The organism is Caballeronia sp. INML1, assembly GCF_023631085.1.
Taxonomy (GTDB): Bacteria; Pseudomonadota; Gammaproteobacteria; order Burkholderiales; family Burkholderiaceae; genus Caballeronia; species Caballeronia turbans.
Window position 1 is genome coordinate 49,815 of sequence record NZ_JALQDT010000063.1, and the last position, 26,558, is coordinate 76,372.

21 protein-coding genes are annotated in these 26,558 nt (G+C 64.4%); 13 read left to right on the plus strand and 8 right to left on the minus strand.

Translation table 11 applies throughout. The features are described from left to right. Nucleotides 1-178: 178 nt before the first annotated feature. Entirely contained in the window at nucleotides 179-517 is a 339-nt protein-coding gene (locus tag NCR38_RS25455; protein WP_061116167.1) for a cupin domain-containing protein, read from the plus strand. On the opposite strand, the gene NCR38_RS25460 is transcribed toward NCR38_RS25455, so the two are convergent. Next, complete coding sequence (locus NCR38_RS25460; protein WP_061116168.1) at nucleotides 514-1,416, minus strand: LysR family transcriptional regulator; 903 nt, start codon at nucleotides 1,414-1,416, stop codon at nucleotides 514-516. The genes NCR38_RS25455 and NCR38_RS25460 overlap by 4 nt on opposite strands. Before the next feature lie 122 nt (nucleotides 1,417-1,538). Between NCR38_RS25460 and NCR38_RS25465 the strand changes: the two genes are divergently transcribed. The 5 genes from NCR38_RS25465 to NCR38_RS25485 all read left to right on the plus strand — a co-directional run bounded on the left by NCR38_RS25465 (nucleotide 1,539) and on the right by NCR38_RS25485 (nucleotide 6,147). Then, nucleotides 1,539-2,480, plus strand: coding sequence for a hydroxymethylglutaryl-CoA lyase (locus NCR38_RS25465; RefSeq protein ID WP_061116169.1), 942 nt, complete (start codon nucleotides 1,539-1,541; stop codon nucleotides 2,478-2,480). 7 nt (nucleotides 2,481-2,487) lie between these two features. Continuing rightward, complete coding sequence (locus NCR38_RS25470; protein ID WP_061116170.1) at nucleotides 2,488-3,636, plus strand: CaiB/BaiF CoA-transferase family protein; 1,149 nt, start codon at nucleotides 2,488-2,490, stop codon at nucleotides 3,634-3,636. Between the two features lie 69 nt (nucleotides 3,637-3,705). Next, nucleotides 3,706-5,145 carry an MFS transporter gene (locus NCR38_RS25475; protein WP_061116171.1) on the plus strand — a complete coding sequence of 480 codons (1,440 nt, stop codon included), beginning with the start codon at nucleotides 3,706-3,708 and terminating at the stop codon, nucleotides 5,143-5,145. 258 nt (nucleotides 5,146-5,403) lie between these two features. Further along, nucleotides 5,404-5,748, plus strand: coding sequence for a hypothetical protein (locus tag NCR38_RS25480; protein WP_250477770.1), 345 nt, complete (start codon nucleotides 5,404-5,406; stop codon nucleotides 5,746-5,748). A 138-nt stretch (nucleotides 5,749-5,886) separates the two neighbouring features. Continuing rightward, entirely contained in the window at nucleotides 5,887-6,147 is a 261-nt protein-coding gene (locus tag NCR38_RS25485) for a hypothetical protein (protein WP_061116172.1), read from the plus strand. Nucleotides 6,148-6,202: 55 nt separating this feature from the next. On the opposite strand, the gene NCR38_RS25490 is transcribed toward NCR38_RS25485, so the two are convergent. Then, the gene (locus tag NCR38_RS25490) at nucleotides 6,203-6,580 is read right to left on the minus strand and encodes a hypothetical protein (RefSeq protein ID WP_250477771.1); all 378 of its coding nucleotides are present in this window, start codon (nucleotides 6,578-6,580) and stop codon (nucleotides 6,203-6,205) included. Between the two features lie 778 nt (nucleotides 6,581-7,358). On the opposite strand from NCR38_RS25490, the gene NCR38_RS25495 reads away from it, so the two are divergent. Continuing rightward, nucleotides 7,359-8,516 (plus strand): porin, encoded by a 1,158-nt coding sequence (locus NCR38_RS25495; protein ID WP_061116174.1) that lies wholly within the window; start codon nucleotides 7,359-7,361, stop codon nucleotides 8,514-8,516. Nucleotides 8,517-8,583: 67 nt separating this feature from the next. Here the strand turns inward: NCR38_RS25495 and NCR38_RS25500 are convergent, their stop codons facing one another. After that, nucleotides 8,584-10,971 carry an ATP-binding protein gene (locus NCR38_RS25500; protein WP_061116175.1) on the minus strand — a complete coding sequence of 796 codons (2,388 nt, stop codon included), beginning with the start codon at nucleotides 10,969-10,971 and terminating at the stop codon, nucleotides 8,584-8,586. Nucleotides 10,972-11,259: 288 nt separating this feature from the next. Here NCR38_RS25500 and NCR38_RS25505 point away from each other — a divergent pair, with 288 nt between their 5' ends. After that, the gene (locus tag NCR38_RS25505) at nucleotides 11,260-13,017 is read left to right on the plus strand and encodes a ShlB/FhaC/HecB family hemolysin secretion/activation protein (RefSeq protein ID WP_061116176.1); all 1,758 of its coding nucleotides are present in this window, start codon (nucleotides 11,260-11,262) and stop codon (nucleotides 13,015-13,017) included. A gap of 48 nt (nucleotides 13,018-13,065) precedes the next feature. Here NCR38_RS25505 and NCR38_RS25510 read toward each other — a convergent pair whose 3' ends face one another. The 5 genes from NCR38_RS25510 to NCR38_RS25530 form a co-directional block, all read right to left on the minus strand. Beyond that, nucleotides 13,066-15,432, minus strand: coding sequence for a filamentous hemagglutinin N-terminal domain-containing protein (locus tag NCR38_RS25510; protein WP_061116177.1), 2,367 nt, complete (start codon nucleotides 15,430-15,432; stop codon nucleotides 13,066-13,068). A 289-nt stretch (nucleotides 15,433-15,721) separates the two neighbouring features. Next, on the minus strand, nucleotides 15,722-16,090 hold the full coding sequence (locus NCR38_RS25515) for a hypothetical protein (protein WP_061116501.1): 369 nt from the start codon (nucleotides 16,088-16,090) through the stop codon (nucleotides 15,722-15,724). A gap of 131 nt (nucleotides 16,091-16,221) precedes the next feature. After that, nucleotides 16,222-17,505, minus strand: a complete 1,284-nt coding sequence (locus NCR38_RS25520) for an ATP-binding protein (protein WP_086960691.1) — start codon at nucleotides 17,503-17,505, stop codon at nucleotides 16,222-16,224. Further along, the gene (locus NCR38_RS25525) at nucleotides 17,502-18,164 is read right to left on the minus strand and encodes a response regulator transcription factor (RefSeq protein WP_061116178.1); all 663 of its coding nucleotides are present in this window, start codon (nucleotides 18,162-18,164) and stop codon (nucleotides 17,502-17,504) included. The genes NCR38_RS25520 and NCR38_RS25525 overlap by 4 nt, the downstream gene beginning before the upstream one ends. Before the next feature lie 170 nt (nucleotides 18,165-18,334). After that, nucleotides 18,335-19,480 carry a porin gene (locus NCR38_RS25530; protein ID WP_061116179.1) on the minus strand — a complete coding sequence of 382 codons (1,146 nt, stop codon included), beginning with the start codon at nucleotides 19,478-19,480 and terminating at the stop codon, nucleotides 18,335-18,337. 281 nt (nucleotides 19,481-19,761) lie between these two features. Between NCR38_RS25530 and aldA the strand changes: the two genes are divergently transcribed. The 5 genes from aldA to NCR38_RS25555 all read left to right on the plus strand — a co-directional run bounded on the left by aldA (nucleotide 19,762) and on the right by NCR38_RS25555 (nucleotide 26,546). After that, complete coding sequence (gene aldA, locus NCR38_RS25535) at nucleotides 19,762-21,186, plus strand: aldehyde dehydrogenase (protein WP_061116180.1); 1,425 nt, start codon at nucleotides 19,762-19,764, stop codon at nucleotides 21,184-21,186. Nucleotides 21,187-21,300: 114 nt separating this feature from the next. Continuing rightward, on the plus strand, nucleotides 21,301-22,602 hold the full coding sequence (locus NCR38_RS25540) for a nitrate/nitrite transporter (protein ID WP_061116181.1): 1,302 nt from the start codon (nucleotides 21,301-21,303) through the stop codon (nucleotides 22,600-22,602). After that, nucleotides 22,599-23,816 carry a mandelate racemase/muconate lactonizing enzyme family protein gene (locus tag NCR38_RS25545; RefSeq protein WP_250477772.1) on the plus strand — a complete coding sequence of 406 codons (1,218 nt, stop codon included), beginning with the start codon at nucleotides 22,599-22,601 and terminating at the stop codon, nucleotides 23,814-23,816. Before NCR38_RS25540 ends, NCR38_RS25545 begins: the two co-directional genes overlap by 4 nt. 27 nt (nucleotides 23,817-23,843) lie before the next feature. Then, nucleotides 23,844-25,502 carry a GMC family oxidoreductase gene (locus NCR38_RS25550; RefSeq protein ID WP_061116503.1) on the plus strand — a complete coding sequence of 553 codons (1,659 nt, stop codon included), beginning with the start codon at nucleotides 23,844-23,846 and terminating at the stop codon, nucleotides 25,500-25,502. 123 nt (nucleotides 25,503-25,625) lie between these two features. Continuing rightward, nucleotides 25,626-26,546 (plus strand): LysR substrate-binding domain-containing protein, encoded by a 921-nt coding sequence (locus NCR38_RS25555; protein ID WP_250477773.1) that lies wholly within the window; start codon nucleotides 25,626-25,628, stop codon nucleotides 26,544-26,546. Nucleotides 26,547-26,558: the final 12 nt, after the last annotated feature.

Sequence of the window (26,558 nt, forward strand, 5' to 3'; positions counted from 1 at the left end):
TCTTGCGACTGGTGTCAGCGAGCGAAAGACCATCGACTCGCGCACCAAGCGGAGCACGATCATGCGGATGACCATGACATGGCCGAGAGCATAGCCACGCATCGCATGAAAATCCCGCTCACATCGAAGCGAAAAACATTCGTTTGTATGGCCGGCCGCCCTCCGTTAGCCTGACCGAATGAACGAACCCATCGACTACGCCACCATCGCCGACGCCGCCGGCGACGGCTACATGAACCGCGTGATCGCGAGCGTCAACGATCACGACGTCCACATCAGCGTCATGGACGCGCCGTATCAATGGCACTTTCATCCGAACTCGGATGAGACCTTCGTCGCCGTCGAAGGCACGCTCGTCATCGAATTCGAGGAAGGCGCCGTCGAACTGCGCGCCGGGCAATTGCTCACCGTGCCCGCGGGCAAGCCGCATTGCACACGGCCGGGCGGCGCGCGATCGGTCAACTTGACATTCGAGAGAAAGGACGCGCAAACCGTTTTCTGCGCCGCGCCGCGCTAGCGTGCCGCACGTGTTTCCAGATGTTCCACGAGACGTTGCGCTGCCGGCTGCAACGCGTCGAAATCCCTGAAGCACACGACGAAGCGCCGTTTCGCGAACGCATCGGAAAGCGGCACTGCCTCGACACCGAGCGCCTGGCGATACGTTCCCGCGACTTCCATCGGCACGACGCTGATGCCCAATCCCGCCGCGACGACGCGAAACGCCGCATCAAAACTCGACACGATCACGCGATACGACATCGTCTTGCCCGCCTGCGCGGCCGCGCGTTGCAGCATCGTATGAACGGCCGTCGCGGGCGGCAGACCGACATGCTCGAATTCCAGCGATTCCTCGAAGCTCACCGAAGGCCGCCCCGCGAACGGATGATCGGCGGGCACGGCGAGCGCAAGCCGGTCATGCCGATACGCGCGATGCTGCAAGCCGCGCAAATCGACGCTGTCCCAGCACACGCCGACCGACGCGACGCCTTCGCGCAGTTGCCGCACGAGATCGTGCGATAGCCGCTCTTCCACATCGACCTTGATGTTCTGATTCGCGGGCTCGCGCATGAACGACGCGATATCGTCGAGCAGCGCTTCCGCAATCGCCGATGCCGACGCGCAAATGCTCACGCGCCCCTTCAGACCGCCGCCGAACGCGGCGACGTCGTTTGCTATGCGTTCCATCGTGAAAAGCACGCTGCGCGCGTGCTCCAGCAGCGCGATCCCCGCGGGCGTCGGCTCGACGCCGCGCCGCGAGCGCGACAACAGCGGCACGCCGAGCGACGTCTCGAGCTGCGCGATGCGCTTGCTGATCGCCGAAGGCTCGATATGCGATTCCTGCGCCGCGCGCGCGATGTTCAGGTGCTCGCAGACGGTCACGAACAGACGCAGCGTTTTCAGGTCGATGTCGCGCATGGCGGCTGGCCACTCCTTTGACGTTCCGAACGGGAAGCATGAGCCTTCCAAAATACCGCTTTAATGGCGTTTGCGGAATCTCTAAAGTCGAGCCATACACACAAAAGACCGGAGACAGAGCCATGCCCGCGTTCCCCCAGCGCGCCGTGATCCGCGAAGTCGGCCTGCGCGACGGCCTGCAAAGCATTCGAACGATCGTGCCGACCGAACGCAAGATCGAATGGATCGGCGATGCCTACGCCGCCGGTCAGCGCGAAATCGAAGTCGGTTCGTTCGTTCCCGCGCGCCTGTTGCCGCAACTCGCCGATACGGCAGAACTCGTCGCGTACGCCAGAACCTTGCCGGGACTGTTCGTATCGGTGCTCGTGCCGAATCTCAAAGGCGCCGCGCGCGCCATCGAAACACAGGCCGATCTGATGCTCGTGCCGCTTTCCGCGAGCCGCGCACACAGCCTCGCGAATCTGCGCAAGACGCCGGAGGAAGTCGTCGCGGAAGTCGCGCGCATGCGGGCGGCGCGCGATGCATCCGGGTCGAAGACGATGATCGAAGGCGGCATCGGCACGGCGTTCGGCTGCACGATTCAGGGCCGTGTCGATCCCGCCGATGTGCTGCGCTACATGCAATCGCTGCTGGATGCGGGCGCGGATCGCGTCTCCATCGCCGATACGGTCGGTTATGCCGGTCCGTCCGCCGTGCGCGATCTCTTCGAGAAGGCGCGCGCCATCGCGGGCGAGCGTTTCTGGTGCGGTCATTTCCACGACACACGCGGCCTCGCGCTCGCCAATGTCTATGCCGCGCTCGAAACCGGCGTCGCGCGCTTCGATGCGACGCTCGCGGGCATCGGCGGCTGCCCGCATGCGCCGGGCGCGAGCGGCAATGCATCGAGCGAGGACCTCGCGTTCATGCTCGCCGATATGCACATCGACACCGGCATCGACATTCCTGCCTTGCTGAACCTGCGCGCGAAGCTCGCGGGCTGGCTCGACAGCGAAACCCTGCGCGGCGCGCTCGCGCTCGCGGGCTTGCCGGTCACTCACGAATCAACCGCTCCAATCGAAGCCTGAGGACGTCATGAATCAATCAACCCTGCCGCTCGAAGGCGTGCGCGTGATCGAGTTCACGCATATGGTGATGGGCCCGACCTGCGGCATGATCCTCGCGGATCTCGGCGCGGAAGTCATCAAGATCGAGCCGCCCGGCGGCGACAAGACGCGCAATCTGCCGGGCCTCGGCATCGGCTTCTTCCGCTCGTTCAATCGCAACAAGAAAAGCGTCGTCATCGACATCAACACGGAGGAGGGCCGCGAAGCCGCAATCGATCTGATCGGCGAATGCGACGTGCTGCTCGAAAACTTCCGTCCCGGACTGATGGCGAAGTTCGGGCTCGATTACGACACGTTGTCGAAGGCGCATCCGAAGCTCATCTACGTGTCGCACAAGGGCTTCCTGCCGGGCCCGTACGAGAAGCGTCTCGCGCTCGACGAAGTCGTGCAGATGATGGGCGGTCTCGCGTACATGACCGGTCCGGCGGGCCGCCCGCTGCGCGCGGGGACGTCGGTGAACGACATCATGGGCGGCATGTTCGGCGCGATCGGCGTGCTCGCCGCACTACGTGAACGCGACCTCACGGGACGCGGCCAGGAAGTCCAGAGCGCACTCTTCGAGAACTGCGTGTTTCTTTCCGCGCAGCACATGCAGCAATACGCGATGACGCGCGAAGCGCCGCCGCCGATGCCATCGCGCGTATCGGCGTGGAGCGTCTATGACGTGTTCACGCTGGCCGAGGGCGAGCAGCTTTTCATCGGCGCGGTGAGCGACAAACAGTTCGTGACGCTCTGCGACGTGCTGGAGCGCCCCGAACTCGCGCAGGAACCCGGGTTCGCGAACAACGCGATGCGCGTCGCGGTGCGCCCGCATCTGCTGGAGCGGCTCGGCGAGATTCTCGCGCATCATCGCGCGGACGAACTCGCACCGAAGCTCGAAGCGGCCGGCATTCCGTACGCGCCGATCATGCGCCCCGAGCAGTTGCTCGACGATCCGCATCTGAAAGCGAGCGGCGGCCTCGTGCCGATGCAGACCGACGATGGCGGCACCACCGACGTCGTCTTGCTGCCGCTCACGATGGGCGGACGCCGCCCCGGCGTGCGGCAACCGCTCGCGCGCGTTGGCGAGCACACGGATGAAGTGCTGGGGCAACTCAGGAAGAACGTCACGGCATGAAGCCTCGCGACGAGCGCACATAAAAATCGGCGCCGTCGCCAACAGAGTTGCATCAAAGGAGACAAAGCAATGCAGCCAACCTTCAGCGCGGTCGCCGAGCCGCTCGCATCGCCCGACGTGCGCGTCGCCACGACGCCCGGCGCGCAGATTTCCGCGCGCATGGATCGACTGCCGATCACGCGGCATCTATGGATGCTCGTATTTCTCATCTCGCTCGGCGGCTTCTTCGAAATTTACGATCTGATCTTCACCGGCTATATCGCGCCGGGCATGGCGAAGAGCGGCCTCTTGCAGACCACCACGCATGCGTTCTTCGGCTTCACGGGCATCGCGGGCTTCATCGCGGCGACCTTCGCGGGGCTTTTCATCGGCACGTTCTTCTTCGGCTGGCTGCCGGACCGCTACGGGCGACGCAGCGTGTTCACGTTCTCGCTGCTGTGGTACTCGATCGGCTCGGCGATCATGGCGTTCCAGACCACGCCCGAAGGCGTGATCTTCTGGCGCTTCGTGACGGGCATCGGCGTGGGCATCGAGATCATCACCATCGACAGTTATGTGACCGAGCTCGTGCCGCAGCACATGCGCGGCCGCGCGATGGCCTTCAACCAGATGGTGATGTTCGCCGCAGCGCCCGTCGCCGCGCTGCTTTCATACTGGCTGGTGCCGCAAACCGTATTCGGTCTCGACGGATGGCGCGTCGTCGTGCTCGCGGGATCGGCCGGCGCGGTGATCGTGTGGTTCATCCGGCGCGCGGTGCCGGAAAGCCCCCGCTGGCTCGCGATGCATGGCCGCAACGAGGAAAGCGAACGCGTCGTGAGTGAGATCGAGCGCGTGGTGGCGCGCGAATCTGGCGCTGCGTTACCGCCGCCCGCGCCCGTCGTCGAGCAGCCGGCGCATCGGCGCGCGTCGCTTCGCGAGTTGTTCGAGGCGCCATATCGCTCGCGTCTCATCATGCTCGTCGTCTTCAACTTCTGTCAGGCGATCGGGTATTACGGCTTCGCCAACTGGGTGCCGACGCTGCTCATCGGGCAGGGCATCACCGTGACGAAGAGCTTGCTGTATTCGTTCATCATCGCGTTCGCGCTGCCCGTCGGACCGTTGCTCGCCATGTTTTACGCAGACCGCATTCAGCGGAAGTATCTGATCGTCGGCGGCGCGCTCGTCGTGATCGCGAGCGGTCTCGCGTTCGGACAGATGAAATCGCCCGCCGCGCTCATCGCGCTCGGCGTGCTGATATCGCTCGCGGGGCAAACCATCTCGGTCTGCTATCACGCCTATCAGACCGAGCTCTTTCCCACGGCGGTGCGCTGCCGTGCGAGCGGCGTCGTGTACTCGGCGAGCCGCGCGGGCGCGATGATGTCAGGCTTCATCATCGCCTCGCTGTTGAAGGACTTCGGCGTGCCGGGCGTGTTTATCGGCATAACGGTGTGCATGCTGCTCGTGGTGCTGGCAATCGGCCTGTTCGGACCGAAAACCAACGGCTTGCGTCTCGAGGAACTGAATCACTGAGCGGACGGCGCCACGGCCATCCGGCTTTCACCAGACCCACGCGCGGGCTTGCGGACAGGCGCCCGCGCGTGCGGCATCCCGCTCGAGTGCGGGAACAACTCCTGCATGGCATGGCTCCAAACGAGCGACGCAGGCAAAACCGCGTTCGCGATCAATCGTCTCCGTCGCTTCCATCATGTCCAGCCGCCGGCGATGAGCGCAGGCTCGAGCAATATGAACACGCAACTGAGTGAACAATGTAAGTCTCGCCTGTACCGCTTGAAATTCGAGACGCCGCCCGACAGCGTCGCGTTCGTGCTGGCGGACAGCCGCGAGGCGGCATGGCGCATCGGCAAGACGGTAATGGCGGTGCTGCACGGCGTCGGCATTCAGACGGTGTCGCTGCACGAGATTCTGTCGTTACAGGAACTCGTGCGCGTGGGCGTGAGCGAGGAGGAAGACATGCGTATCTTCGAGCTCGCCGTCGCGGACGGCAAGGTCGAGCAATGGACGCACGCGCCGTACTTCCTCACCGACGACACCACGCTGCTCGGAAAATGGGCCGAATTGCGCGCCGATCTCGCCGCCGACGTCGCCCGGACGGCAATGCGCCGCGCCAAATAAGAACGCGGCGCGGATAGGTACGTCCTGTGCTTGAGCACGGTCAGACGCCGTGCATTCGTTGCGGTGCGTGACTCGGCGCACGCGCGCCCGTTTTGCGGCTCATCCCTTTGCGTCGTCCAGGAATGGCGGGGTGCTTCGATGATCCGGTCGTATAACCACAAGGGCTTCGTGCTCGAAGTCGCGATCGAAGCGAATTACAGGCTCGTGCCTTCGCCCGGCACGGTTCGCTATCTTGCAGTCGTGACGATCAGCCGCTCAGGAAGACCGGTCACCGCATTTTCGCCGCTGTGTGTCGGGAGCACGCGCTATTCGAGTTTCACGTCTGCCGAGGACGCGTTGATGAGCGCGCATACGGCAGCTCGCATATTCGTCGATGAATGGGTGCAAGCGGCTTCGTGATCCCTGCGAGACGATGACGAAGCTAGCCGTCTTCGTCATGCGATTCGGAATCGGGTCAAGCGGCGGCGCGCCGGCTCTGCTGTCGGTCCTGAGCGTCGGCGGCGGTGTCGAGTGCTTTATCGAGTAACGCGAGCTTGCGTTGGAGCGACGCCACGCGATGGCTTTGCGACGGGACGAGATCGTATTGCTCGTCCAGTTGTGAAATGCGCATGTCCCAATACTTGGCCGGAAGGCGATCCGAAGCGGCACTGCCTTCGACGAAACTTGCCAGAATCATTTCCAGATGTCGGAGTTCGCCCTCCGCGAGCTGCGCTGAGCGTCGCTGTCGAAATGCGGGGACGGTGGTTGCATCGGCATTTTTCATGTTGCACTTTCCGGCTAGATTTGCAGAGACCTCCATTAAAGCAATCAGCGTTCCGGGCAGGCGATTCAAGCTTATTCAATTTGTTTCGAAATGAAACTCCCAGATGCCGTAAGACCGCCGCAGGCCGTGGCAAACGTTTGCCGCCCCGTTACAATTTTTAAGAAGTTGCCGTCTAAATTTCGCAATGCCGTGCCGACGGCTGTAACTTCGACGCGCTTTCCGTTGGCACACCAGCGGGCAAGATTTGCAAGCGCACGAGATATCCGGGCGAACATATCGACCGATTCGCCTGAATGCGAGTCGTTTCTATCCGCGCGAAAGTTTGTGCGGGCGTGCCTGAAATATTTCGGGTGACTGATTAATTGGAGCGAGGGGAGATTAAGCGCGACTTCGAAAAGAGCACATTAGGATTGAGTAGCGCAATGAATTTAGACCCGTCAAGCCGGGTTTGAACAGGGCGGTATCCTCTCGCGAAACCGCCCCGTGTCCTCAGATAATCTTTCTCGGAGACCTGTAGACGCGAAGAAGCTTAGCAAAAGCCGTGGGTCGATATAAACGCCGTGCGGCGCAATGGACTTCTCCAGAATGCGCAGTAATAACGTCGTCGATGTGCAACAGAAACTTCATCACCGTCCGGCCCTTGTCCTGGCTAAGCGGTTGACCTTAAAGAATAAGAAGGGTATCGCGAACCGATTCGCAGAATCAGCAAAAGATTATTGCGCGCGATACACGGACACATTCAAGTGACCGTCGCATAAAGTGTGTCCCAGTTTCTCGAGGGAAAACAGGCTTTCGATACGGCCGTGAACCCCGGAAGCTTTCGCTTTAAACAGGACACTAGAGAACCATGAAAAAAACCCTTCTCATCGCGGGCATTCTCGGCACGTTCGCAGCAGCAGCCCACGCACAGAGCAGCGTCACGCTGTACGGCACGCTGGATGCAGGTCTCGTCTATACGAACAACTCCGGCGGCCATAACAACTGGCAGCAAGGCAGCGGCTCGGTTTCGGATACTTACTTCGGCCTGAAGGGCAGTGAAGATCTCGGCGGCGGGTTGCACGCGCTCTTCAAGTTGGAGAGCGGCTTCAACCTCAATAACGGCCGCTTCAACGAAAGCAACACGATGTTCAACCGCCAGGCGTACGTCGGCGTTCAGCACGATCAATTCGGCACGATCACGCTCGGCCGTCAATATGATTCGATGGTCGATTATCTGTCGCCGTTCTCGGAAGCGGGCGCGGGGTACGGCAACAATCTGGCCGCGCACCCGTTCGACAACGACAATCTCGATCACTCGTTCTCGATCAAGAACTCGGTCAAGTACCAGAGCGCGAGTTTCGCGGGCTTCAAGTTCGGCGGTCTGTACGGCTTCTCGAACGACGCAGGCCAGTTTGCGAACAACCGCGCGTGGAGCGCAGGCGCTTCTTACGGCAACGGCCCGCTGAATTTCGCCGCGGCTTACCTGCAGACGAACAACTCGCGTAGCAACCTGAACGCGGGCGGCGCAGTTTCGGCCGGCCAGGGCAACAACGCCAATCTGACGGCCGAATTGCAGCGCACGTTCGGCGCGGGCGTGAACTACACGTACGGCCCGGCTACGGTCGCCTTTGTGTGGACCAACACGCACTACGACAACCTGCTCGCCGCATCGCAAGGCGGCACGACGGTGGCGCTGCCGGGAAACACGAATCTGCATCTGAACAACTTCGAGTTGAACGGCCGCTACGCGCTGACGCCGGCACTGAGCCTCGACGCCGCGTACACGTACACGGACGGCAAGGTGACGGGCGCGAACGGTTCGGGCGATCCGAAGTGGCACACCGCGTCGCTGCAAGCCGACTACGCGCTGTCGAAGCGCACCGATGTGTATGTCGAAGGCGTGTATCAGCACGCGTCGGGCGAGCTGGGCAATGCCGGCGCCAACGTCGCGATGATCAACACGCTGTCGCCGTCGTCGACGCAGAATCAGGTCGCGGCAACGGTGGGTCTGCGTCACCGCTTCTAAGCGCCACAGGGCGTCATGAAACGCAACGGCCGCGATCGACGAGATCGCGGCCGTTTTGCTTCAGGCGTTACCTTTTTTCCTCCGAACGCTTGATGAGCTGGTCGATGTCATGCCCCGCGCCGCCCGTGCCCGCGGCGAGGCGTGCCAGCGCGGTCGCGGCCGTGTCGCGGCGCACGCCGCTCTCGGGGCGGAACTGCTTCGGCAGCGCCATGTAGAAGGTCGCGCCCCGATCGGGCGTACCTTCGGCCCAGGCCTTGCCGCCATGCCGCTCGATGATGCGCCGCACGTTCGCCAGCCCGATGCCGGTGCCGTCGAATTTTTCGTTGACGTGCAGGCGCTGGAACACGCCGAAGAGCTTGTCCACGTAGCGCATGTCGAAGCCCGCGCCGTTGTCTCGCACGAAATAGACGACGTGGCCGATCAGCTCGCCCGTGCCCTCGTATGCGCCGATCTCGATCGCCGGCTGTTCGCGTTGCGCGCTGAACTTCACCGCGTTGGACATGATGTTCGCGAACGCGACGTGCAGAAAGACCAGATCGCCTTCGATGGACGGCAGCGCGTCCACCTTCCAGCGCACGCGCGCCGACGCGTGCTCGTCGATATCGTTCTGAATCACCGTATGGACGAGCGCGTAGACATCGACCTTATGCGGACGCAGCGCCGCACGGCCGAGTTGCGCGAATGAAAGCAGATCGTCGACGAGACGGCCGCCGAAACGCGCCGATGTCACGATGCGCTCCAGATAGCCGCGCCCGCGCTCCGACAGCTTGTCGCCATCCATCTGCTTGAGCAGGTCCGCGAAGCTCACGATATGCCTGAGCGGCGCGCGCAGATCGTGCGACACCGTGTACGAGAACCCTTCGAGCTCGTGATTCGCGCGGCCGAGCTCGGTCGCGAGTTGCGCGATTTCCTCCGCGCGCCGCAGCACGATGCCGAGCACCGCCGCGCGAAATTCCAGCGCAATCTCGCGCTCGGCGGCGCGCCACGGCAGCGAGCGATGACGCACGACATCCGTCCACGTATCGAAGCTCACGCGCGGCGACAGCGAGTCCGCGAGGCCCGTGAGTTTCGCGCGCGGGTCGCCGGCCCATTCGATCGTCTGCACGACTTCGCGGCGAAACCAGATCACATAGTTGCGGTAGATCTTCGAGATCGACACCGCCAGAAAACCTGCAACGTCCGGCGAATCGGCGAGCGCGGGGCATTCCTGCGACGCGCGGTCGGACATGACCACGTCCTCGCTCTGATCGTCGAGCCAGTCGACGAGCGCCGTGACGCCGTGCTCGCCCGGCGTCAGGCCGACGAGCGACGTGCGCCCCTCGAAGATCACCGCCGCGCCCGACGAGCGCGTGAAGCCGAGCAGATCGGACGCGTCCTCGACGAGCGAGTCGACGAAGCTGTCCGTATTGGCCATCGACGAAAGCAGCTTCGACAGCATGCGGCGCAGTTCGAGCCGGTAATGCGCTTCGCCCTGCGACTCGCGCGCCTCGATTTGCAGCGAGACGATCTGCGCGACATGCTCGCATGCTGTGCGCACTTCGAACGGCGGCAGGCGCGGCGTCGCGTGATGACAGGAGATGAGGCCCCACAGCTTGTCGTCGACGAGAATCGACATCGACATGGATGCGAGCGTGCCCATGTTGCGCATGTATTGCAGATGCACGGGCGACACGCTGCGCAATGACGCGTAGGTGAGATCGGTCGGGCGGCCGGTCGCCGGATGCAGCGCGGGCACGAGCGGCGCGGCTTCGTAATCGGCGTTCGAAATGAGCCGGATTCGGTTCTTGCGATACAGCTCGCGCGCCTGCGCCGGAATGTCCGAGGCCGGAAAGTGCTGGTTCAGATATGACGGATAGCCAGGCTCCACGGCTTCTGCGAGCACGTTGCCGTTGCCTTCCTCATCGAACCGGTAGACGAGCGTTCGCCCGAATCCGGTGATGCGCGCGATTTCATCCGCGGCGAACTGGCAGAGCTGCTCGATGGTGCGCATCGACTGCACGTCGGTGACGAAGGAGCGCACGAGCGGATAGATCGTCGAGAACACATCGGCGGTGTCCTGCGCCGGTTCGACTTCGACGAACAAAAGCCCTTCATGCCGATGCACGACGATCGCCACTGGCCCGTGCGTCGTCCAGCCGTCGAGCACGACGTTGCCGACATGGATCGTCGCGCCGTCGCGCGTGAGCTGCGCGAGGCCCGCGCTCGCGCGCTCGGCTGCGGGCTGGCCCAATACCGCCGACAGCGCGCGGCCGAGGCAAGCGTCGGGTGCGACGTGCGCGAACTGCGCGACGTTGGCGCTCACCTGCACGATGTGGCAGTGCGCATCGACGCCGAAAAGCACGCCGTGGGGCTGAATGCCGCCGGGAATGTGGATCGGCTCGCGCGCGCATTGCGCGTCGATGGACGCATCGTGCATGTCGGAGCCGGTGATTGCTGCGGTGGAGGTTTTGTCCATCCCTGTCCTGGTATTACGGTTTCGGCGGTTCATCGAGTCGACCGTTTTCGAATCATAGATGGGTTGAGGGTTCAGAAGTGAAGCGGGTGGCGCGTCATGAGATGCGTCCCGCCCGAGGCCGGTGATTTCTACATGTCGCGCAAGGCGCCGCGTCATTTCTACGTAAAGCGCGACGAATGCGCTTGCTGCATGAAACGTACCGCGACATCGCTGATACCATGCGAAGCCGACCCACGCGACGAACGCCGGAGGATACATGCTTCATGATCGCCGCGCGCGCCTGAACGATTGATTCGCGCACGCATTGCCGCGACGGTTCTGTCGGCCGCGATCGTCTGCATCGTTCATGCACCCGATGCCGCCGCGCAGTCGTATCGCGATGTCGCGCCGATCGCACCGCCTGCCGTCGAACGGCCGCGCACGTCGCCGTCGCAGCCCGGGCCGGCCGGCGGTTCGCACGATGTCGCGATTCGCGATCTGCGCGGCATCGCGTTCGTGCGCGCGGATGGCGCATCCGCAACGACGCAATCGGCTGCGGGCGGCGCGATCACGGCGACGGGCCTGCCTGTCCTCACGCCCGATTTTCTCGAGGGCTTTTCGGCCGATCTCCACGCGCCTCTGACTTTCGCGCGCCTCGCCGACATACGGCGCGCGGTCGTGCAGCGATATCGCGCCGCGGGCCAGCCGCTCGTCGATGTGTACGTGCCCGAGCAGGACGTGAGCGATGGCGTCGTGAAGATCGCCATCGCCGAGTTTCGCGCGGGGCGTGTGATACCCAAAGGCAATCGCTATTTCTCCGATGCGCTGCTCGCGCGCGAGATGCCGCTCGCGAGCGGCGAGCCGATCCATGAAAGCGATGTCGCCTCGGGGCTTGCGCTGCTCAACGCGAATCCGTATCGGCGCGTGGACGTGATTTATGCGCCCGGCGCCGCGCGCGATACGACCGATGTCGTGCTGCAAACCGAGGATCGCTTTCCGTTTCGCATCTACGGCGGCTATAACAACGATGGCGTGCGCGATCTCGGACGCGATCGCATTCTCGCGGGATTCGATTACGGCAATCTGTTCGGCATCGATGCGCGCATCGGCTATCAGATGACCGCGAGTAACGATCTGCTGAGCGGCAATCCGGATATCGAGGGGCGGCCCGATCGTCCGCGTTACATCGCGCACGCGTTCAATGCGGTCGCGCCGTTGCCGTGGCTCGATCGCCTCGAGTTGTTCGGCGTGTTCGCGCAGAGCACGCCGCGTCTGCCCGACAGTTACGGGCAAACCGGCATCAGCGCGCAGATCAGTTTCCGGTACGACTGGCGCTTGCCGCCGCTCGATCACGCGGGCGCGTGGCAACAGCAAGTGCAGCTCGGCTACGACTTCAAGCGCTCGAACAACGACCTCGAATTCGGCGGCTTTCAGGTGTTCAATGCGAACACGCATATTCATCAGTTGGTCATCGCCTACGATCTCCTGAAGAGCGATGCTTCCGGCGATACCCATCTGAACGCATCGCTCTTCGTGAGTCCGGGCTATTTCGACAGCAACAGTAACGAGGAAGCGTACGATGCCGCGCGTCTCGGCGCGACGCCCCGCTATCAGTACATGCAGCTGTCGGCGCAACGCGACATGCCGCTCGGCAAGTCCGGCTTTTCGGTGGCGGCGCGCGGGCTCGTTCAGTGGACGGGCACCACGCTCTTGCCCAGCGAGGAACTCGGGCTGGGCGGCGATGCCACCGTGCGCGGCTATGAGCCGTATGCGGCGCAGGGCGATCGCGGATGGAACCTGCAGACGGAACTGCGCGCGCCGGCGATATCGGCGGGCATCGCGGCGATGCAGCCGTTCGTGTTCTTCGACGCGGGACACGTGTGGAATCGCATCGCCGAATTCGGCGAGGTCAATAATGCGTCGCTGGCGAGCGTCGGAGCGGGGATTCGCGTGCAGGCCGGACGCTTCGTCAGCTTTCGCGGCACCTATGGATTTCCGCTGAAGGCCGTGGTGCCGAATGGATCGAAGGCGCCGGTCGGCGAGATCTTTCTCGTGATCGGGAGCTAGCGCGCCGGACTGCGCGCCGCGCCGTCCAGCGGTGTAGTTGCACGCGTTTCAGGGCTGCGCCTGCTGCCACTGCAAGACAGGATGCGTCGCCCCTGCCGGCATCGCCCAGACCCCGCCCGACGGGATGTTCCAGTCGAGGAAGTTCGACGGGTTGCTCATCTGCGCGGTGCTGAGCCCGTTTGAATCGGGCGGAACGGTGCCCGAATTCGACCCCGCCGCTTGCGTGCGAATCGTCGTGTCCTTGTTCCAGTAGACGTTGTTGTGAATCGCGCCCTGGTTGTACGCCGCGATGCCGCCTTCCGGATCGCCCGGAGGCCCGCCGCCGCCAACCTGCCCGGTCGCGAACGATTCGTTGATCACGCCTGTGCTGCCGTTGGCATACACGATTCCGCCGCCGCCGCCGAAACCGCCCACGTCGCCCGTTGCGTACGACTGCGTGATCAGTCCGTTGTTGAAGGCGACGAGCCCGCCCGTCTCGCCATGCGTCCCGGCGTAGGTCGTGCCGGTCGCGAACGACTGCGCGATCGTGCCGTTGTTCACGCCAACCAGCCCGCCCGCGGGAATCTGATAGCCGACATCCGCCGTGCTCGACGACCGTTCGATAACCCCGTTGTTCACGCCGACGAGGCCGCCCGCGCCGGCGCCGCCGAAGCCGTTCTGCCCGACGCCGCCCGTCGTGTTGACGTAGGTGACGAGACCGTTGTTCTGGCCCGCGAGCAAGCCGAACGCCCCCGATGAATAGTCGCCCGTCCTGGCGTCGGTGAGATTCAGATTGCGCACGACGCCGCTCGCGCCGATCACGCCGAACATGCCGTAGCGGTCGTCGTTCAGATTCGCTACGGTCGCGAGCTTGTCGATCGTGTGGCCGAAGCCGTCGAACTGGCCGGTGAAAGGCGTCCGCGTCGCGCCGATCGCCGTGAAGGAGTTCGGATAGGCGGTCGCGCTCGCGTCGATGTCCTTGCCGAGCGCGTAGTTGCCCGCGAGGTCTTTCGACATGTTCGAGAGATCGGCGAGGGTGTTCACGAGCCGGTACGCGGTCGTCTGCGAGACGAGGCCGCTATACGGCGCGGCCGTCCATCCGCTGTTCGTGAGCAGCGTGCCCGGCGCGTAGCTGCCGTTCATGTCATAGAGCGCGCTGACGATGCCGCCGCTCTTCGACCAGTCGATCGTGCCGCCATTCGTCACGCTGCCGCCGTTGTCGATGCCGCCCGCGTCCGCGCGCAGCGTCAGATTGCCGTTGCCCGCGTTGCCGATGGTCGCGCCCGCGCCGATCGCCACGCCATGCGCCGCGCCGAGCGTGAGCGATGCATTGCCGTTCCACTGGACGTTGCCGCCCACGGTCAGATCGCCGCCGCTGGCTTCGACATCGACCGATGTGCCGTTGAAGAGACTGCGCGCGAGCGAGTCCGCGTTGGCCTGATCGACCGTGAAAGTCGGCGCGCCGAGCTTCCATGTGCGCGCCTGCACATTCGCGCCCACGATGTCGAGCGCGTTCCCGCGCGTCTCGACCGTGCCGCCGCTGCCGTCCGCGTTCATCGCGCCGATCGTGCCGTTCGCATGCACCGTGCCCTGGTCCGCGACCAGCCAGACGTGGCCGTCGCGCGTCGCGGTGCCGGTCGCGCGGGTCGCGGCGCTGTTGCCCGCGAGCGCGTACACATTGCCGTCGGCGGCCTGGAGGCTCGCCTGCGCCGCCTGGATCATGCCGCCGTTCATCGCCGTGCCGCCGCTGCCCGCCTGCACGAAGACCTGCTGTCCGCCCGACGCATCGCGCAGGAGCACCTGATTGCCCGCCGCGATTTCCGTCGTGCCCTGCGGCGTGCTGATGCGGCCGCCGTTCACCGCCGCCGTGCGCGATACGAGAAACACGTCGCCGCCGCTCGATCCGATGGTGCCGAGATTGATGACCATGCCGTCGCCGCCGCCCGAGAGCGTGAGCGGGCCGCCCTGCATGAACGCGCCGTTGTCGATGTCGAGTGCCGATGCGACGAAGCGGCCGCCCGTCGCGACGACACCGCCCGGGCCGACGAGCACGCCCTGCGGATTGACGAGATACACGCTGCCCGTTGCGCTCAGCTGCCCGAAAATCACCGATGCTTCGCCGCCGCTCACGCGATTGAGCGTCGCGCCGGTTCCGTTGTTGAACGTAACTTGCCGTCCGCTGCCGATCGAGAAGCTGGTCCAGTCGATGACGCCGCGCGTGGATGTCTGACTGATCGTGACCGACGGGCCGCTGCCGCCGCCGCTGATCGCGCCGCTGCCCGCGACGAACCGGCCGCCGTCGGGCAAGGGCGGCGCGGCGCCTGCGGGATTGGCGCACGTCAGGCCCGCGACGAGCGGCACGAGCATCGCGAGCGGCCGCACACGCGTGCGGCGAATCCGGGTTCGAGGAAGAAACGGACGAATGTTGCGCTGCATGACGACCTCCGGTCGGTGTCGATTGTTCTCATCGTTCTTGGCCGCTGACGGTGTAGCCGCTTTTCGGCCCGACGATCCAGGACACCGCCGGGAGGCGCGAACATCGACGTGCGAGCAGGCGCGCCGATGGTAGCGCCCGCGCCCCGTGCGCCAATGTGGGGTTCCGCACATTCGTGCCGGTCGAGAAAATGTCCGGGCCCGAACGCGGTACGCGTCGGGACCCGTGCGCGACGTGGCATGAAAATTTATCGCCGCTGCGCGGAAAAGTCCGAGGGGAAGAAGCCTTGCGTTATTGCGAAGGCCTGCGCCGGCTCGTCAGCTCGAGCCGGCACTCGTGATAGATGCGCTGCACGAGCGCGCATTCGTAGTCGAGATCCTCGCCTTCGAGAATGCGCTCGATGTCGCCGCGCGAGGCGTCGGCGTCGAGCGTCGTCGAGAAGCGCTCGGCGAGTGCCTGCGCCGCCGCCGAAAGCCGCGCGGTCTCGATCCACTCCGCCGCGCGATGGTGCCGGTCGAGCCAGCGATGCGCCGCGCGCACCTGAAAGGAGGTATCGGGCCAGTCGCCTTCGATGTAATACGCGCCGAGCAGTCCGCACGTGAGCCAGCACATCAGATGCACCCGGTCGTCGGGTCCGAGGGGATAGCGCACTTGACTCATGATGGCGGCATCGAAATGGCCCATCGGGAAGACGCATCGACGATAGCATGCCGCACATGCGCCCGACATGCGGCTCGCGTATGTCCTCACGCGGGCCGCATGTGTCCGGAGAATTCCTCGAACGAAACCGCTCATATCGTGACCGTCACCACGAGCCCGCGCGGCGCGGCATCCGCGAGTTCGACCTTCGCGCCCATGCGCGCCGCAATCGTGCCGACGATGGAAAGGCCGAGGCCCGAGCCGTCCTCGTCGCTGCCGAGCACGCGATAGAACGGATCGAAGACGCGCGCGCGTTCCTCCGGCGCGATGCCGGGACCGCTGTCCTCGATGCGAATCCACGGCCGCGCATTCGCCAAGCCCGTCGAGAGGTCCACGCGCCCGCCCGGCGGCGTGTATCGGATCGCGTTATCGACGAGATTCTTCACCATGATGGTGAGATCGGCTTGCGGCGCGCGGATGTGGACGTCATCGACGCTCGACACGCCGATGTCGATGTCCTTCGCTTCCGCGAGCGGCATCAGATCCTCCAGCACGTTGCGAAAGACTTCCTGCACGCGCAGATGCGCCGTGTCGGCGTCGTTGCGTTGCTGCAGGCGCGCGAGCGTCAGCAATTGATGCAGCAGCGAGCGCGTGCGCGCGAGACCGCGCCGGAGCGCATCGAGCCGCTGGCGCGCGGTGTCCGGCAATTCGGATGCGGCGAGCCGCTCGGCCTGCAACGACAAGGCGGTCAGCGGCGAACGCAATTCGTGCGCGGCATCGGCGACGAAGCGGCGCTGCAACGCCACCGACGCTTCAACGCGCGCGAGCAGCCGGTTGATTGCGACCACGAAAGGCGCGATCTCGCTCGGCAGCGCGTCGCCGGAAAGCGCGGACAGATCGTGCTCGGGGCGCGTGTCGAGACCGGCCGACAGCGCCGTGAGCGGCCGGAACATGCGTCGCACGATCAGATGCAGCGCCACGAGCAGCACGAGTGCGAGCGCGGCGAAGGGCATCACGGTGGCGAGCGCGCTGTTGCGGGCGATCTCGTCCCGGCCCGCCGTCTGCTGGCCGATCACGGCGCGTGTGCCGTCGTCGAGCGTGGTGACGGCAAGACGCCACGGCGTGCCGTCGACGATCGCGTTTTGCAGGCCATCGGGCAGGCCGGGTGGGAGCGCGAGCGGCGCGCGCTCGGCGATCGTCTGAATCACGAGCTTCGATTCCGCGTCCGCGCCGTCGACCTTGGCGAGCGCTTCGCGCCGCATCACGGCGAGCGTGCGCGGCGTGACGAGTGCGGCGATCTGCTTCAACTGGCCGTCCTGCAACTCGTTCGCCTCGTGAAGCGCCGTCTTGAAGGCGATCACGCCGCCCGCCGCCGCAATCACGACGATCAGCGCCGACAGCCAGGCCGACAGCCTGAACTGAAGCGAACGCGTCACGATTCCTTCGAAACCATCCAGCCCACGCCGCGCACGTTCTTGATCGCGGTGGCGCCGAGCTTCTTGCGCAGCGAATGGATCAGAAACTCGACCGCGTTGCTTTCCACTTCCTCGTTCCAGCCATAGATGCGATCTTCGAGCTCCGCGCGCGAGAGGATCGCGCCGGGGCGGACCATCAGCGATTGCAGCAGCGCGAATTCGCGGCTCGAGAGGCGCGTCGCGATGTCGCCGCACGTGGCTTCGCGCGTCGCCGGATCTAGCGTGAGCACGCCGTTCGTCATGAGCGGCGCGGCCTGTCCGCCACGGCGGCGGATCACGGCGCGCATGCGCGCCTTCAGTTCGGCGATGTCGAAGGGCTTGATGAGGTAGTCGTCGGCGCCTTCATCGAGGCCGCGAATGCGCGCTTCGACGGAATCGCGCGCGGTGATGATGATGAGCGGCACGTGATGCGCCCCGCGTCGCACGGCGCTCAGCACGTCGAGGCCGTCGGCGCCGGGCAGGCCGAGGTCGAGCAGGATCGCATCGTAGACGTGCGTGGTGAGGCTCGTGAGCGCGAGCTTGCCGTCGCGCACCCAATCGACGGCGTAGCTGCTCTCGCGCAGTTCGTCCTGCACGGATTCGCCGATCATGCGGTCGTCTTCGACGAGCAATACCCTCATGGCGTGTCTCCGGGCAGTCATGGCTTTTGTCGACGCTCGACGGATGGCGCTGGCTTCATCTTGCGGTCTTCACGTTCAGAGAAGCCGCAAGCGTAGCGGAGGGAAGCTTAGGAAATGCTTAGGATTTCCCGGTGCGCGAGACGCACCGGGCGGTTGCTCCGACGTGAGCGTCAGAACGCGTGCCGCAACGCCACCCGCGCGACGAACTGCTCCGAATTCGAGGACAAGCCCTGCGTGCCCGGAATGAACGCCTGATCCATGACGGAACCGGTCGATGTGCCGGCGATCTTCTGATACGCGCCCTGCAGATAAACGTCAGTGCGCTTCGACAGGAAATAATCCGCCATCAGACCGGCCGAATGGATGTGCGGCTTCACGGTGCCCGCGGTCGAATCGTAGGTCTCGATCGAATACACGTATTGCGCGCCGACGAAGAAGGCCGGCGTGAACTGATACTTCCCGTTCACTTCGAAGTTCTGATACTTCAGGTTCTTCAAAGTGTTCCCCGCCGATGCGAGCGGCAAGCCGATATAGCCGTTCGTCGACGGATCGCGATAACTCGAATTCGTGTACGCGAAACCCGCGGTCGCATTGCCGAACGTGTAGTTCACGCCCGCGCCGAAGATCTGCATGCGCCGGGCGATGAAGCTCGCGTCGTTCGTCGCGATTGCCCCGTTCGCATTCGAGCCCGTGCCGTCGGCGCGCAAATAGGCCGCGCCGACCAGCAAGCCGCCGCTGGCATACGACGCCCCGACGCTGTACTGCCGGTTGGCCGCAAAGTTCGCGTCGTTGCTGAAGCTATACGTGCCGCCGAAGCGCAAGCCCGCGAGCGTCGGGCTCGCGTACTTGACCGTGTTGTTCACGCGAAACGAGTTGTCGGTGTTGTCGTTATCGAACGGATGCGCGAAGAGATAGCCGGCCCAGTTGCCGTTGGCTGTCGTCGGCGCGAGATAGTCGACCACGGAATCGTACTGGCGGCCGAGCTTGAGCGAGCCGAAACGGTCGTCGCTCACGCCCACGTACGCCTGCCGGCCGAACATGCGTCCGCCTTGCCCCGCCGCGCCATTGCTCAGGTTCACGCCGCTTTCGAGCTGGAACACCGCCTTCGTGCCGCCGCCGAGTTCCTCGACGCCGCGCATGCCCCAGCGGCTGCCTGCGGCGTAACCGCTCGTGAGCTCATAGACATGATTACCGCCGACGTTGCTCGTGTAATCGAAGCCTTCGTCGAGGATGCCGTACAGCGTGACGCTGCTTTGAGCATGAGCTGATGTTGCGATGCACGCGAGCGCGGCCAGGGAAATTGCTTTGTTTCTCATGAAAGTCTCAAGTCTTTTACTTATTCGTCAAGAAGTCCAAACCATCGATGTGGACGGGACCGCGAGCGACGGATTGTGCGCGATGCAAGTGCGGCTGCAAAAGGATTTAGTCGAACAGCAAGCGTGAGTTTTGCGAATGTTCTTCCAGAAAATTCTTCGCTTGTCGTTGCAGCGCGAGGCGCGGAAGAATGCGCCGCAGATGCGTTGCCTTGTCGCAGCGGTTGCCCGACATGCCGGCAACCGGGCGGCATGACGCAGAGCGACCAAGGAATCCGCCAGACATGAAGCCAGAACGCAATTTTGTGAACGGACGTTTCATCGAGCCCGTGAGCGAGCACGTCACCGCCATCCTGAATCCCGCGACCGAAGAAGTGGTGGGGCACGTCCACGACGCGCCGCGCGAGCAGGCGCTCCTGGCCGTCGAACAGGCCGCCTGCGCGCAGCGTCTGTGGCGCGTGATGCCCGCCGCCGAGCGCGGCGAGCACATGCAGCGTCTCGCCCACGCCATCGTCGAAGCCTCAGCCGGGATCGGCGCGGCGCTCGCGGCAGAGTCCGGCAAGAGCCTGCTCGATGCGACCAACGAAGCCGTCTACGCCGCGCAGATCACGCGCTATCACGCGGAATGGGCGCGCCGTATCGAAGGCGAAGTCATTCCGAGCGATACGCCGAACGAGAATCTCGTGCTGCATCGCGAGCCGATCGGCGTCGTCGCGTGCCTGATTCCGTTCAATTTCCCGATCTATACGCTGATGCGCAAGATCGCCCCAGCGCTGATCGCGGGCAACACGGTCGTCGTGCGTCCGAGCAACAACACGCCGCTGTCGGCGTTCGAGCTGGCGCGCGCCGTGGAGCGCGCGGCGCTGCCTCCGGGCGTGGTCAATATTCTCGCGATGGATCACGCAACGGCCGAAGCCGTCTGCACGCATCCGAAAGTCGGCATGATTACGTTGACGGGCAGTGTCAACGCGGGCCGCAAGGTGCTCGACTACTGCAAGGCGAACATCGCGAAGCCTTCGCTGGAACTCGGCGGCAAGACGCCCGCGATCGTCGAGCCGGACGCCGATCTGCAAAAGGCCGCGCGCGAACTCGTCGCATCGAAGCTCACGCATAGCGGTCAGCTCTGCACGGCCATCGAGCGCGTCTATGTGCACGAGAGCGTTCACGACGCGTTCGTCGGCCTGCTGCGCGAGCAGATGATGGCGAAGCGCATCGGCGACCGTCACGAGGACGCGAGCAACATGGGACCGCTCGTCAACAAGGCATCGCGCGACGGCATTCACGCGATGGTCCGCCGCGCGATCGAAGCGGGCGCGACGCTCGAAACCGGCGGCGAGGTGCCGGATCGCAAGGGCTTCTTCTATCCGCCGACGCTGCTCTCGAACTGCCGTCAGGACATGGAGATCGTGCAGGAAGAGACCTTCGGCCCGGTGCTCGCGGTGCTCGGGTACGCGAGCATCGACGAAGCACTCGCGATGGCCAATGACCACCAGTTCGGCCTCTCGTCGGTGCTCTACACCGAGAACTACCGCACGGCGATGAAGGTCGCCAACGCGATCGAAGCGGGCGAGCTCTACATCAACCGCACGCCCGCCGATCCGTATCAGGGCTTCCACGCCGGCTGGAAGCGCTCCGGCATCGGCGGCGACGACGGCAAGCACGGCATGCTCGAGTTCACGCAGACGCGTCTCGTCGTCATGAAGTACTGATTCTCGCGGCCGGTGCCGGCCGCATCCGCTTTTTACCCTCAACAAGAACATATGGAAGGTTCAGCCGCGCGGCATCGACATGCCGCGCGCCGCTGCCCTTCGAGGAGCACGCCTGTGTCATCGAATCCCGCTCAATCCGGCCGAAGCGTCAACGCGCCGCGCGAAAGCACGCGCGCCGACCGCTATATCCAGCTCGCGCTGCTCGTGATCGCCGCTGGCGCCATCTATCCGATTCTGTATCTGCGGCAGGTCTATCAGCCGACGATGCTCGAAGTCTTTCACATCACCGAAGCGCAACTGGGTTATCTCTACTCCGCGCTCGGCACGATCTTCCTCGTTTGCTATCTGCCGAGCGGCTGGCTCGCGGATCGCGTCGCGCCGCGCGTGCTCATCAGCTTTTCGCTGATTGCGACGGGCGCGCTCGGGCTGTGGTATTCCACGGCGCCGTCGTTCGGCTCGCTGATCGCGATCTTCGGCGGCTGGGGCCTGACGACGGGTCTCACGTTCTGGGCCGCGATCATCAAGCGCGTGCAGATGATCGCCGCCGCCGACGAGCAAGGCCGCTTCTTCGGCTTTCTCGATGGCGGCCGCGGCCTGATCGAAGCGCTGCTCGCGACGCTTGCGATCGGTCTTTTCGCCTGGACGACGCAGACGCGCGGCGAGTCGGCTGTCGCGGGCTTCCGGCTCGTCGTCTACATGTACGCGTTCCTGTGCATCGGGCTCGGCGTCGTGCTCGGCCTCGTGCGCGACCCGCAAGGCGCGCAGCCCGCGCAAGGCGCGCGAGAAAAGCGCAACGTGTTCCGCGATCTCGCCGTGCTGCTGAAGAATCCGCAATTGTGGCTGCTGTCGGCCATCGTGTTCTGCGGCTATCAGGTGTTCTGGGCGACGTACAGCTTCTCCGCGTATCTGCATGAGAAGGAAATCGGCTTGTCGGTGGTCGCGGCGGGCTTCATCACGACGGCCAAGTTGTGGATGCGCCCGATCGGCGGCATCGGCGGCGGCTTTCTCGGCGACCGCTCCTCGAAGTCCTCCGTGCTCGTGTTCGCGCTGTTCGCGGCGGCCGGCGCGCTGCTCCTGCTGATGGCGGCGCCCACGATCGGCAGTCACGTGCTCATCACGGTGATCGTGCTTTTCATCGGCGTGATGACGTATGCGATTCGCGGCCTCTACTGGTCGCTGCTCGATCAATGCAAGGTGCCCGCCGAAACGATGGGCCTCGCAATCGGCCTCGTTTCGATGATCGGCTATTCGCCCGATGCCGTGCTGCCGCTCATCAACGGCTATCTCACGCAGAACTTTCCGGGCGCGCATGGCTATCAGCTCTATTTCGGCTACATCGCGGTCATGTCCGCGCTGGGCGGCGTGGCCGGCCTCGTCTTCAAACATCGACTGAACAAAGTGGGAGCGCAACAATGAAAATCGCCGCACTTGAAACGCATATTGTCGCGGTGCCGCCGCCGCACGTCGGCGGCATGTACTGGATTTTCGTGAAGCTGCGCACCGTGTGCGGCATCGAGGGCGTCGGCGAGATCTACTCCGCGACGTTCCATCCGAAGGCGATGACGCCGGTCATCGAAGACGTGTTCGAACGCTATCTGCTCGGCCACGATCCGCACCATGTCGAGCGCTTCTATCGCGAGGCGTATTCGAGCGGCTTCACGCAGCGCCCCGATCTCACGATGATGGGCGTCGTCAGCGGCCTCGAAATGGCATGCTGGGACATCATCGGCAAGGCGGCGGGCAAGCCAGTCTACGAGCTGCTCGGCGGCCGCGTGCACGAGCGCCTGCGTTCGTACACCTATCTATACCCGAAGAACAGCCGCGGCGAATACGACTACGACGATCCCGATCTCGCCGCCGAATGCGCCGCGCATAACGTCGCGCTCGGCTTCACGGCGGTGAAGTTCGATCCGGCCGGCCCGTACACCGCGTATTCCGGCCATCAGATTTCGCTCGAAGTGATGGACCGCTGCGAGACGTTCTGCCGCAAGGTGCGCGAGGCTGTCGGCAGCAAGGCCGATCTGCTGTTCGGCACGCACGGGCAGATGGTGCCGTCGTCGGCGATTCGTCTTGCGCAACGGCTCGAGAAGTTCGATCCGCTGTGGTTCGAAGAACCGGTTCCGCCGGGGCAGGAAGGCGCGATGGCGCAAGTCGCCGCGAAAACCAGTATTCCGATTGCCGCGGGCGAGCGCCTGACGACGAAATACGAGTTCTTCAAGTTGCTCGAAGCGCGCGCGGCGTCGATCCTGCAATTCAACGTCGGGCGGGTGGGCGGTCTGCTCGAAGCCAAGAAGATCGCGAGCCTCGCCGAGGTCCATTACGCGCAGATCGCGCCGCATCTCTACAACGGTCCGGTCGGTGCGGCTGCGAGCATCCAGATCGCCGCGTGCTCGCCGAACTTCCTGATTCAGGAAAGCATCGGCACATGGGACGGCTTCCACGCCGAGGTGCTCAAGTCGAAGATCCGCTGGGAAGAGGGCTACATCGTTCCGTCGACGGAGCCGGGCTTGGGCGTCGAACTGAACATGGATGTCGTGCGGGCGCATACGCCGTACACCGGCGAGCGCCTGCACTTGCAGATGGCGGCCAGGCCCGCCGACGTGAAGGATCTCGCGCCCGCGAAGGGCTGAACGCAGGGCACAGAAAGCATGAAGAGCATGGAATTCGATTACATCATCGTGGGCGCCGGATCGGCGGGCTGCATTCTTGCCAATCGCCTCACCGAGTCCGGCGAGCATTCGGTGCTGCTGCTCGAAGCGGGCGGCGCGGACGATTCGTTCTGGTTCAAGGTTCCGGTTGGCTTCACGAAGACCTACTACAACCCGGAATACAACTGGATGTACTACAGCGAGCCGGAAGCGCAACTGAAAAACCGCTCGCTGTATTGTCCGCGCGGCAAGGTGCAGGGCGGTTCCGGCTCGATCAACGCGATGATCTACGTGCGCGGCCAGCCGCACGATTTCGACGACTGGGCGCGCGCGGGCAACGCGGGCTGGGGCTACCGTGACGTGCTGCCCTATTTCCGCCGCCTCGAATCGCACTGGGCCGGCGACACGCCGTATCACGGCGCGCACGGTAAGATCAGGATTTCGTCGATGAAAGACGGCGCGCATGCCATCTGCGGCACGTTCCTCGAAGGCGCGCGGCAAGCGGGTTTTCCCGTCACGGGCGACATCAACGGCGAGGACTACGAAGGCGCGACCATCTACGACATCAACGCACGCAATGGCGAGCGTTCGTCGAGCAGCTTCGAGTATCTGCATCCGGTGCTCGGGCGCAAGAACCTGCGCGTGGAGCGCCATGTGAGCGTGAGCCGCGTGCTGTTCGACGGCAAGCGTGCCACGGGCGTGATGGCATCGCGCAACGGCGAAGCGCTGCAATTCCGTGCGAAGCGCGAAGTGATTCTGTCGGCGGGCGCGGTCGATTCGCCGAAGCTGATGCAGCTTTCCGGTCTCGGCGACGGCGCGCTGCTCGCGCGGCACGGCATTGCGCTCGTGCATGAATTGCCGGCCGTCGGCAGGAATCTGCAGGATCACTTGTGCGTGAGCTTCTACTATCGCGCGACGGTCGAGACGCTCAACGACGAGCTCGGCTCGCTCTTCGGCAAGGTCAAGGCCGCCATGCGTTATCTGAGCTCGCGCAAGGGGCCGCTTTCGATGAGCGTGAACCAGTCGGGCGGCTTCTTCAAGGGCGATGACGACGAGGCGCAGCCGAACCTCCAGCTCTATTTCAATCCGCTCTCGTATCGCATTCCGAAGAGCAGCAAGGCGCAGCTCGAACCCGAACCGTATTCGGGCTTCCTGCTGTGCTTCAACCCGTGCCGGCCGACGAGCCGTGGATCGATCGAGATCGCGTCCAGCCGCGTGGAAGACGCCGCGAAGATCAGGATCAACGCGCTGACGACGCCGAGGGACATCCGCGAAGCGGTGCAGGGCAGCAAGCTCGTGCGCAAGATCATGAGCTCGGCCGCACTGCGCGCGATCACCGCGGAAGAGATTTCGCCGGGACCGGACGTGCAGAGCGACGCCGACATGCTGGAGTACTTCCGCGAGCAATCGGGCTCGATCTATCACCTGTGCGGTTCCTGCGCGATGGGCCCGGACGCGCGCACGGCGGTCGTCGACGAGCGCTTGCGCGTGCATGGCGTGCAGGGGCTGAGGATCGTCGATGCGTCGATTTTTCCGAACATCACGTCAGGCAATCTCAATGCGCCGGTCATGATGGTCGCCGAGAAAGGCGCGGACATGATTCTGGACGACGCGCGAACGGTCGTCGGGCAAGTCCCGACGCCGGCGGAGCCTGCCGCGATCGCCTGATCCGAAGCGGCATAATTTGCCTCGATCCGTAAAATGTCGCTTCATGGCGGCGTTATTCCGGCGTGGATGCGTGTTCAATGCACGCAGCAAACGCAAGGAAGGGAGACCGATTTGAAGCGAAAAATGCCGGCCCTGAACGCGCTGAGGGCCTTTGAAGTGGCAGGGCACACCGGCAGCTTCACGCGCGCCGCGGAGATGCTGCATGTGACGCAAAGCGCGGTGAGCCGCCAGGTGCGCCAGCTCGAAACGCAACTCGGCGAGCCGCTGCTGTTGCGCCGGCATCATCATCTGGAGTTGTCGGCGACGGGGCGGCACTTGCTGCAGGCGCTCAGAATGTCGTTCGACCGCATCGAGCTGACGGTGCGCAGCATTCAGGAAAGAACGCATTTAAGGCGACTGCGCATCAACGCGCCGCCCACGTTTTCGAGCCGCTGGCTGATGCCGCGCCTGCAATCGTTGCGCGCGGCCGCGCCGGACCTCGAAATCTCGCTGACCACGCGCCGCAAGGACGATCTCGTCGAATCGGGCGCGCTCGACTGCGCGATTCGCTTCGGCAATGGCGAGTGGGACGGGCTCGACAATCAGTTGCTGATGAACGAGCGGCATATCGCCGTATGCTCGCCCGCGCTTCTCGGCGAGCGCGATTCATCCGGCATCGACCTGAACGAATTCACGCTGCTGCACGTGCTCGCCGCCAGCGATCAGCGGTATCTCACCTGGCAGCACTGGCTCAAGGCGGCGAATATCGATAACGTCGATACGCGCGGCGGCTACGAGTTCGATCTGCTCGATCATGCGATTCGCGCCGCCGTCGACGGCCTCGGCGTCACGATTGCCGATCGTCACATGATCGCGCCCGAGTTGCAGCAGGGCACGCTCGTGCCGATCGTCGATGTCGAGGTGGACGGGCACCAGTCCTACTGGCTCGTCACGCGGACCGGCCAGGACGATGCGCCGCAGGTCGCGCTCTTTCGCGAGTGGCTGCGCGCCGAGATCGACAAGCAGGTGTGCCGGCCGGGCGGTAAGCAAGGCGCGCGCGACTAGCGGAGACGATCA

What these genes read in the sequence shown, in the direction of transcription:
- NCR38_RS25465 (WP_061116169.1), top strand. Translation starts at nt 1,539, where the DNA reads ATGCCCGCGTTCCCCCAGCGCGCCGTGATCCGCGAAGTCGGCCTGCGC.
- NCR38_RS25500 (WP_061116175.1), bottom strand. Translation starts at nt 10,971, where the DNA reads ATGGACAAAACCTCCACCGCAGCAATCACCGGCTCCGACATGCACGAT.
- NCR38_RS25460 (WP_061116168.1), bottom strand. Translation starts at nt 1,416, where the DNA reads ATGCGCGACATCGACCTGAAAACGCTGCGTCTGTTCGTGACCGTCTGC.
- NCR38_RS25475 (WP_061116171.1), top strand. Translation starts at nt 3,706, where the DNA reads ATGCAGCCAACCTTCAGCGCGGTCGCCGAGCCGCTCGCATCGCCCGAC.
- NCR38_RS25555 (WP_250477773.1), top strand. Translation starts at nt 25,626, where the DNA reads ATGCCGGCCCTGAACGCGCTGAGGGCCTTTGAAGTGGCAGGGCACACC.
- NCR38_RS25470 (WP_061116170.1), top strand. Translation starts at nt 2,488, where the DNA reads ATGAATCAATCAACCCTGCCGCTCGAAGGCGTGCGCGTGATCGAGTTC.
- NCR38_RS25515 (WP_061116501.1), bottom strand. Translation starts at nt 16,090, where the DNA reads ATGAGTCAAGTGCGCTATCCCCTCGGACCCGACGACCGGGTGCATCTG.
- NCR38_RS25525 (WP_061116178.1), bottom strand. Translation starts at nt 18,164, where the DNA reads ATGAGGGTATTGCTCGTCGAAGACGACCGCATGATCGGCGAATCCGTG.
- NCR38_RS25455 (WP_061116167.1), top strand. Translation starts at nt 179, where the DNA reads ATGAACGAACCCATCGACTACGCCACCATCGCCGACGCCGCCGGCGAC.
- aldA (WP_061116180.1), top strand. Translation starts at nt 19,762, where the DNA reads ATGAAGCCAGAACGCAATTTTGTGAACGGACGTTTCATCGAGCCCGTG.
- NCR38_RS25530 (WP_061116179.1), bottom strand. Translation starts at nt 19,480, where the DNA reads ATGAGAAACAAAGCAATTTCCCTGGCCGCGCTCGCGTGCATCGCAACA.
- NCR38_RS25485 (WP_061116172.1), top strand. Translation starts at nt 5,887, where the DNA reads ATGATCCGGTCGTATAACCACAAGGGCTTCGTGCTCGAAGTCGCGATC.
- NCR38_RS25510 (WP_061116177.1), bottom strand. Translation starts at nt 15,432, where the DNA reads ATGCAGCGCAACATTCGTCCGTTTCTTCCTCGAACCCGGATTCGCCGC.
- NCR38_RS25550 (WP_061116503.1), top strand. Translation starts at nt 23,844, where the DNA reads ATGGAATTCGATTACATCATCGTGGGCGCCGGATCGGCGGGCTGCATT.
- NCR38_RS25495 (WP_061116174.1), top strand. Translation starts at nt 7,359, where the DNA reads ATGAAAAAAACCCTTCTCATCGCGGGCATTCTCGGCACGTTCGCAGCA.
- NCR38_RS25545 (WP_250477772.1), top strand. Translation starts at nt 22,599, where the DNA reads ATGAAAATCGCCGCACTTGAAACGCATATTGTCGCGGTGCCGCCGCCG.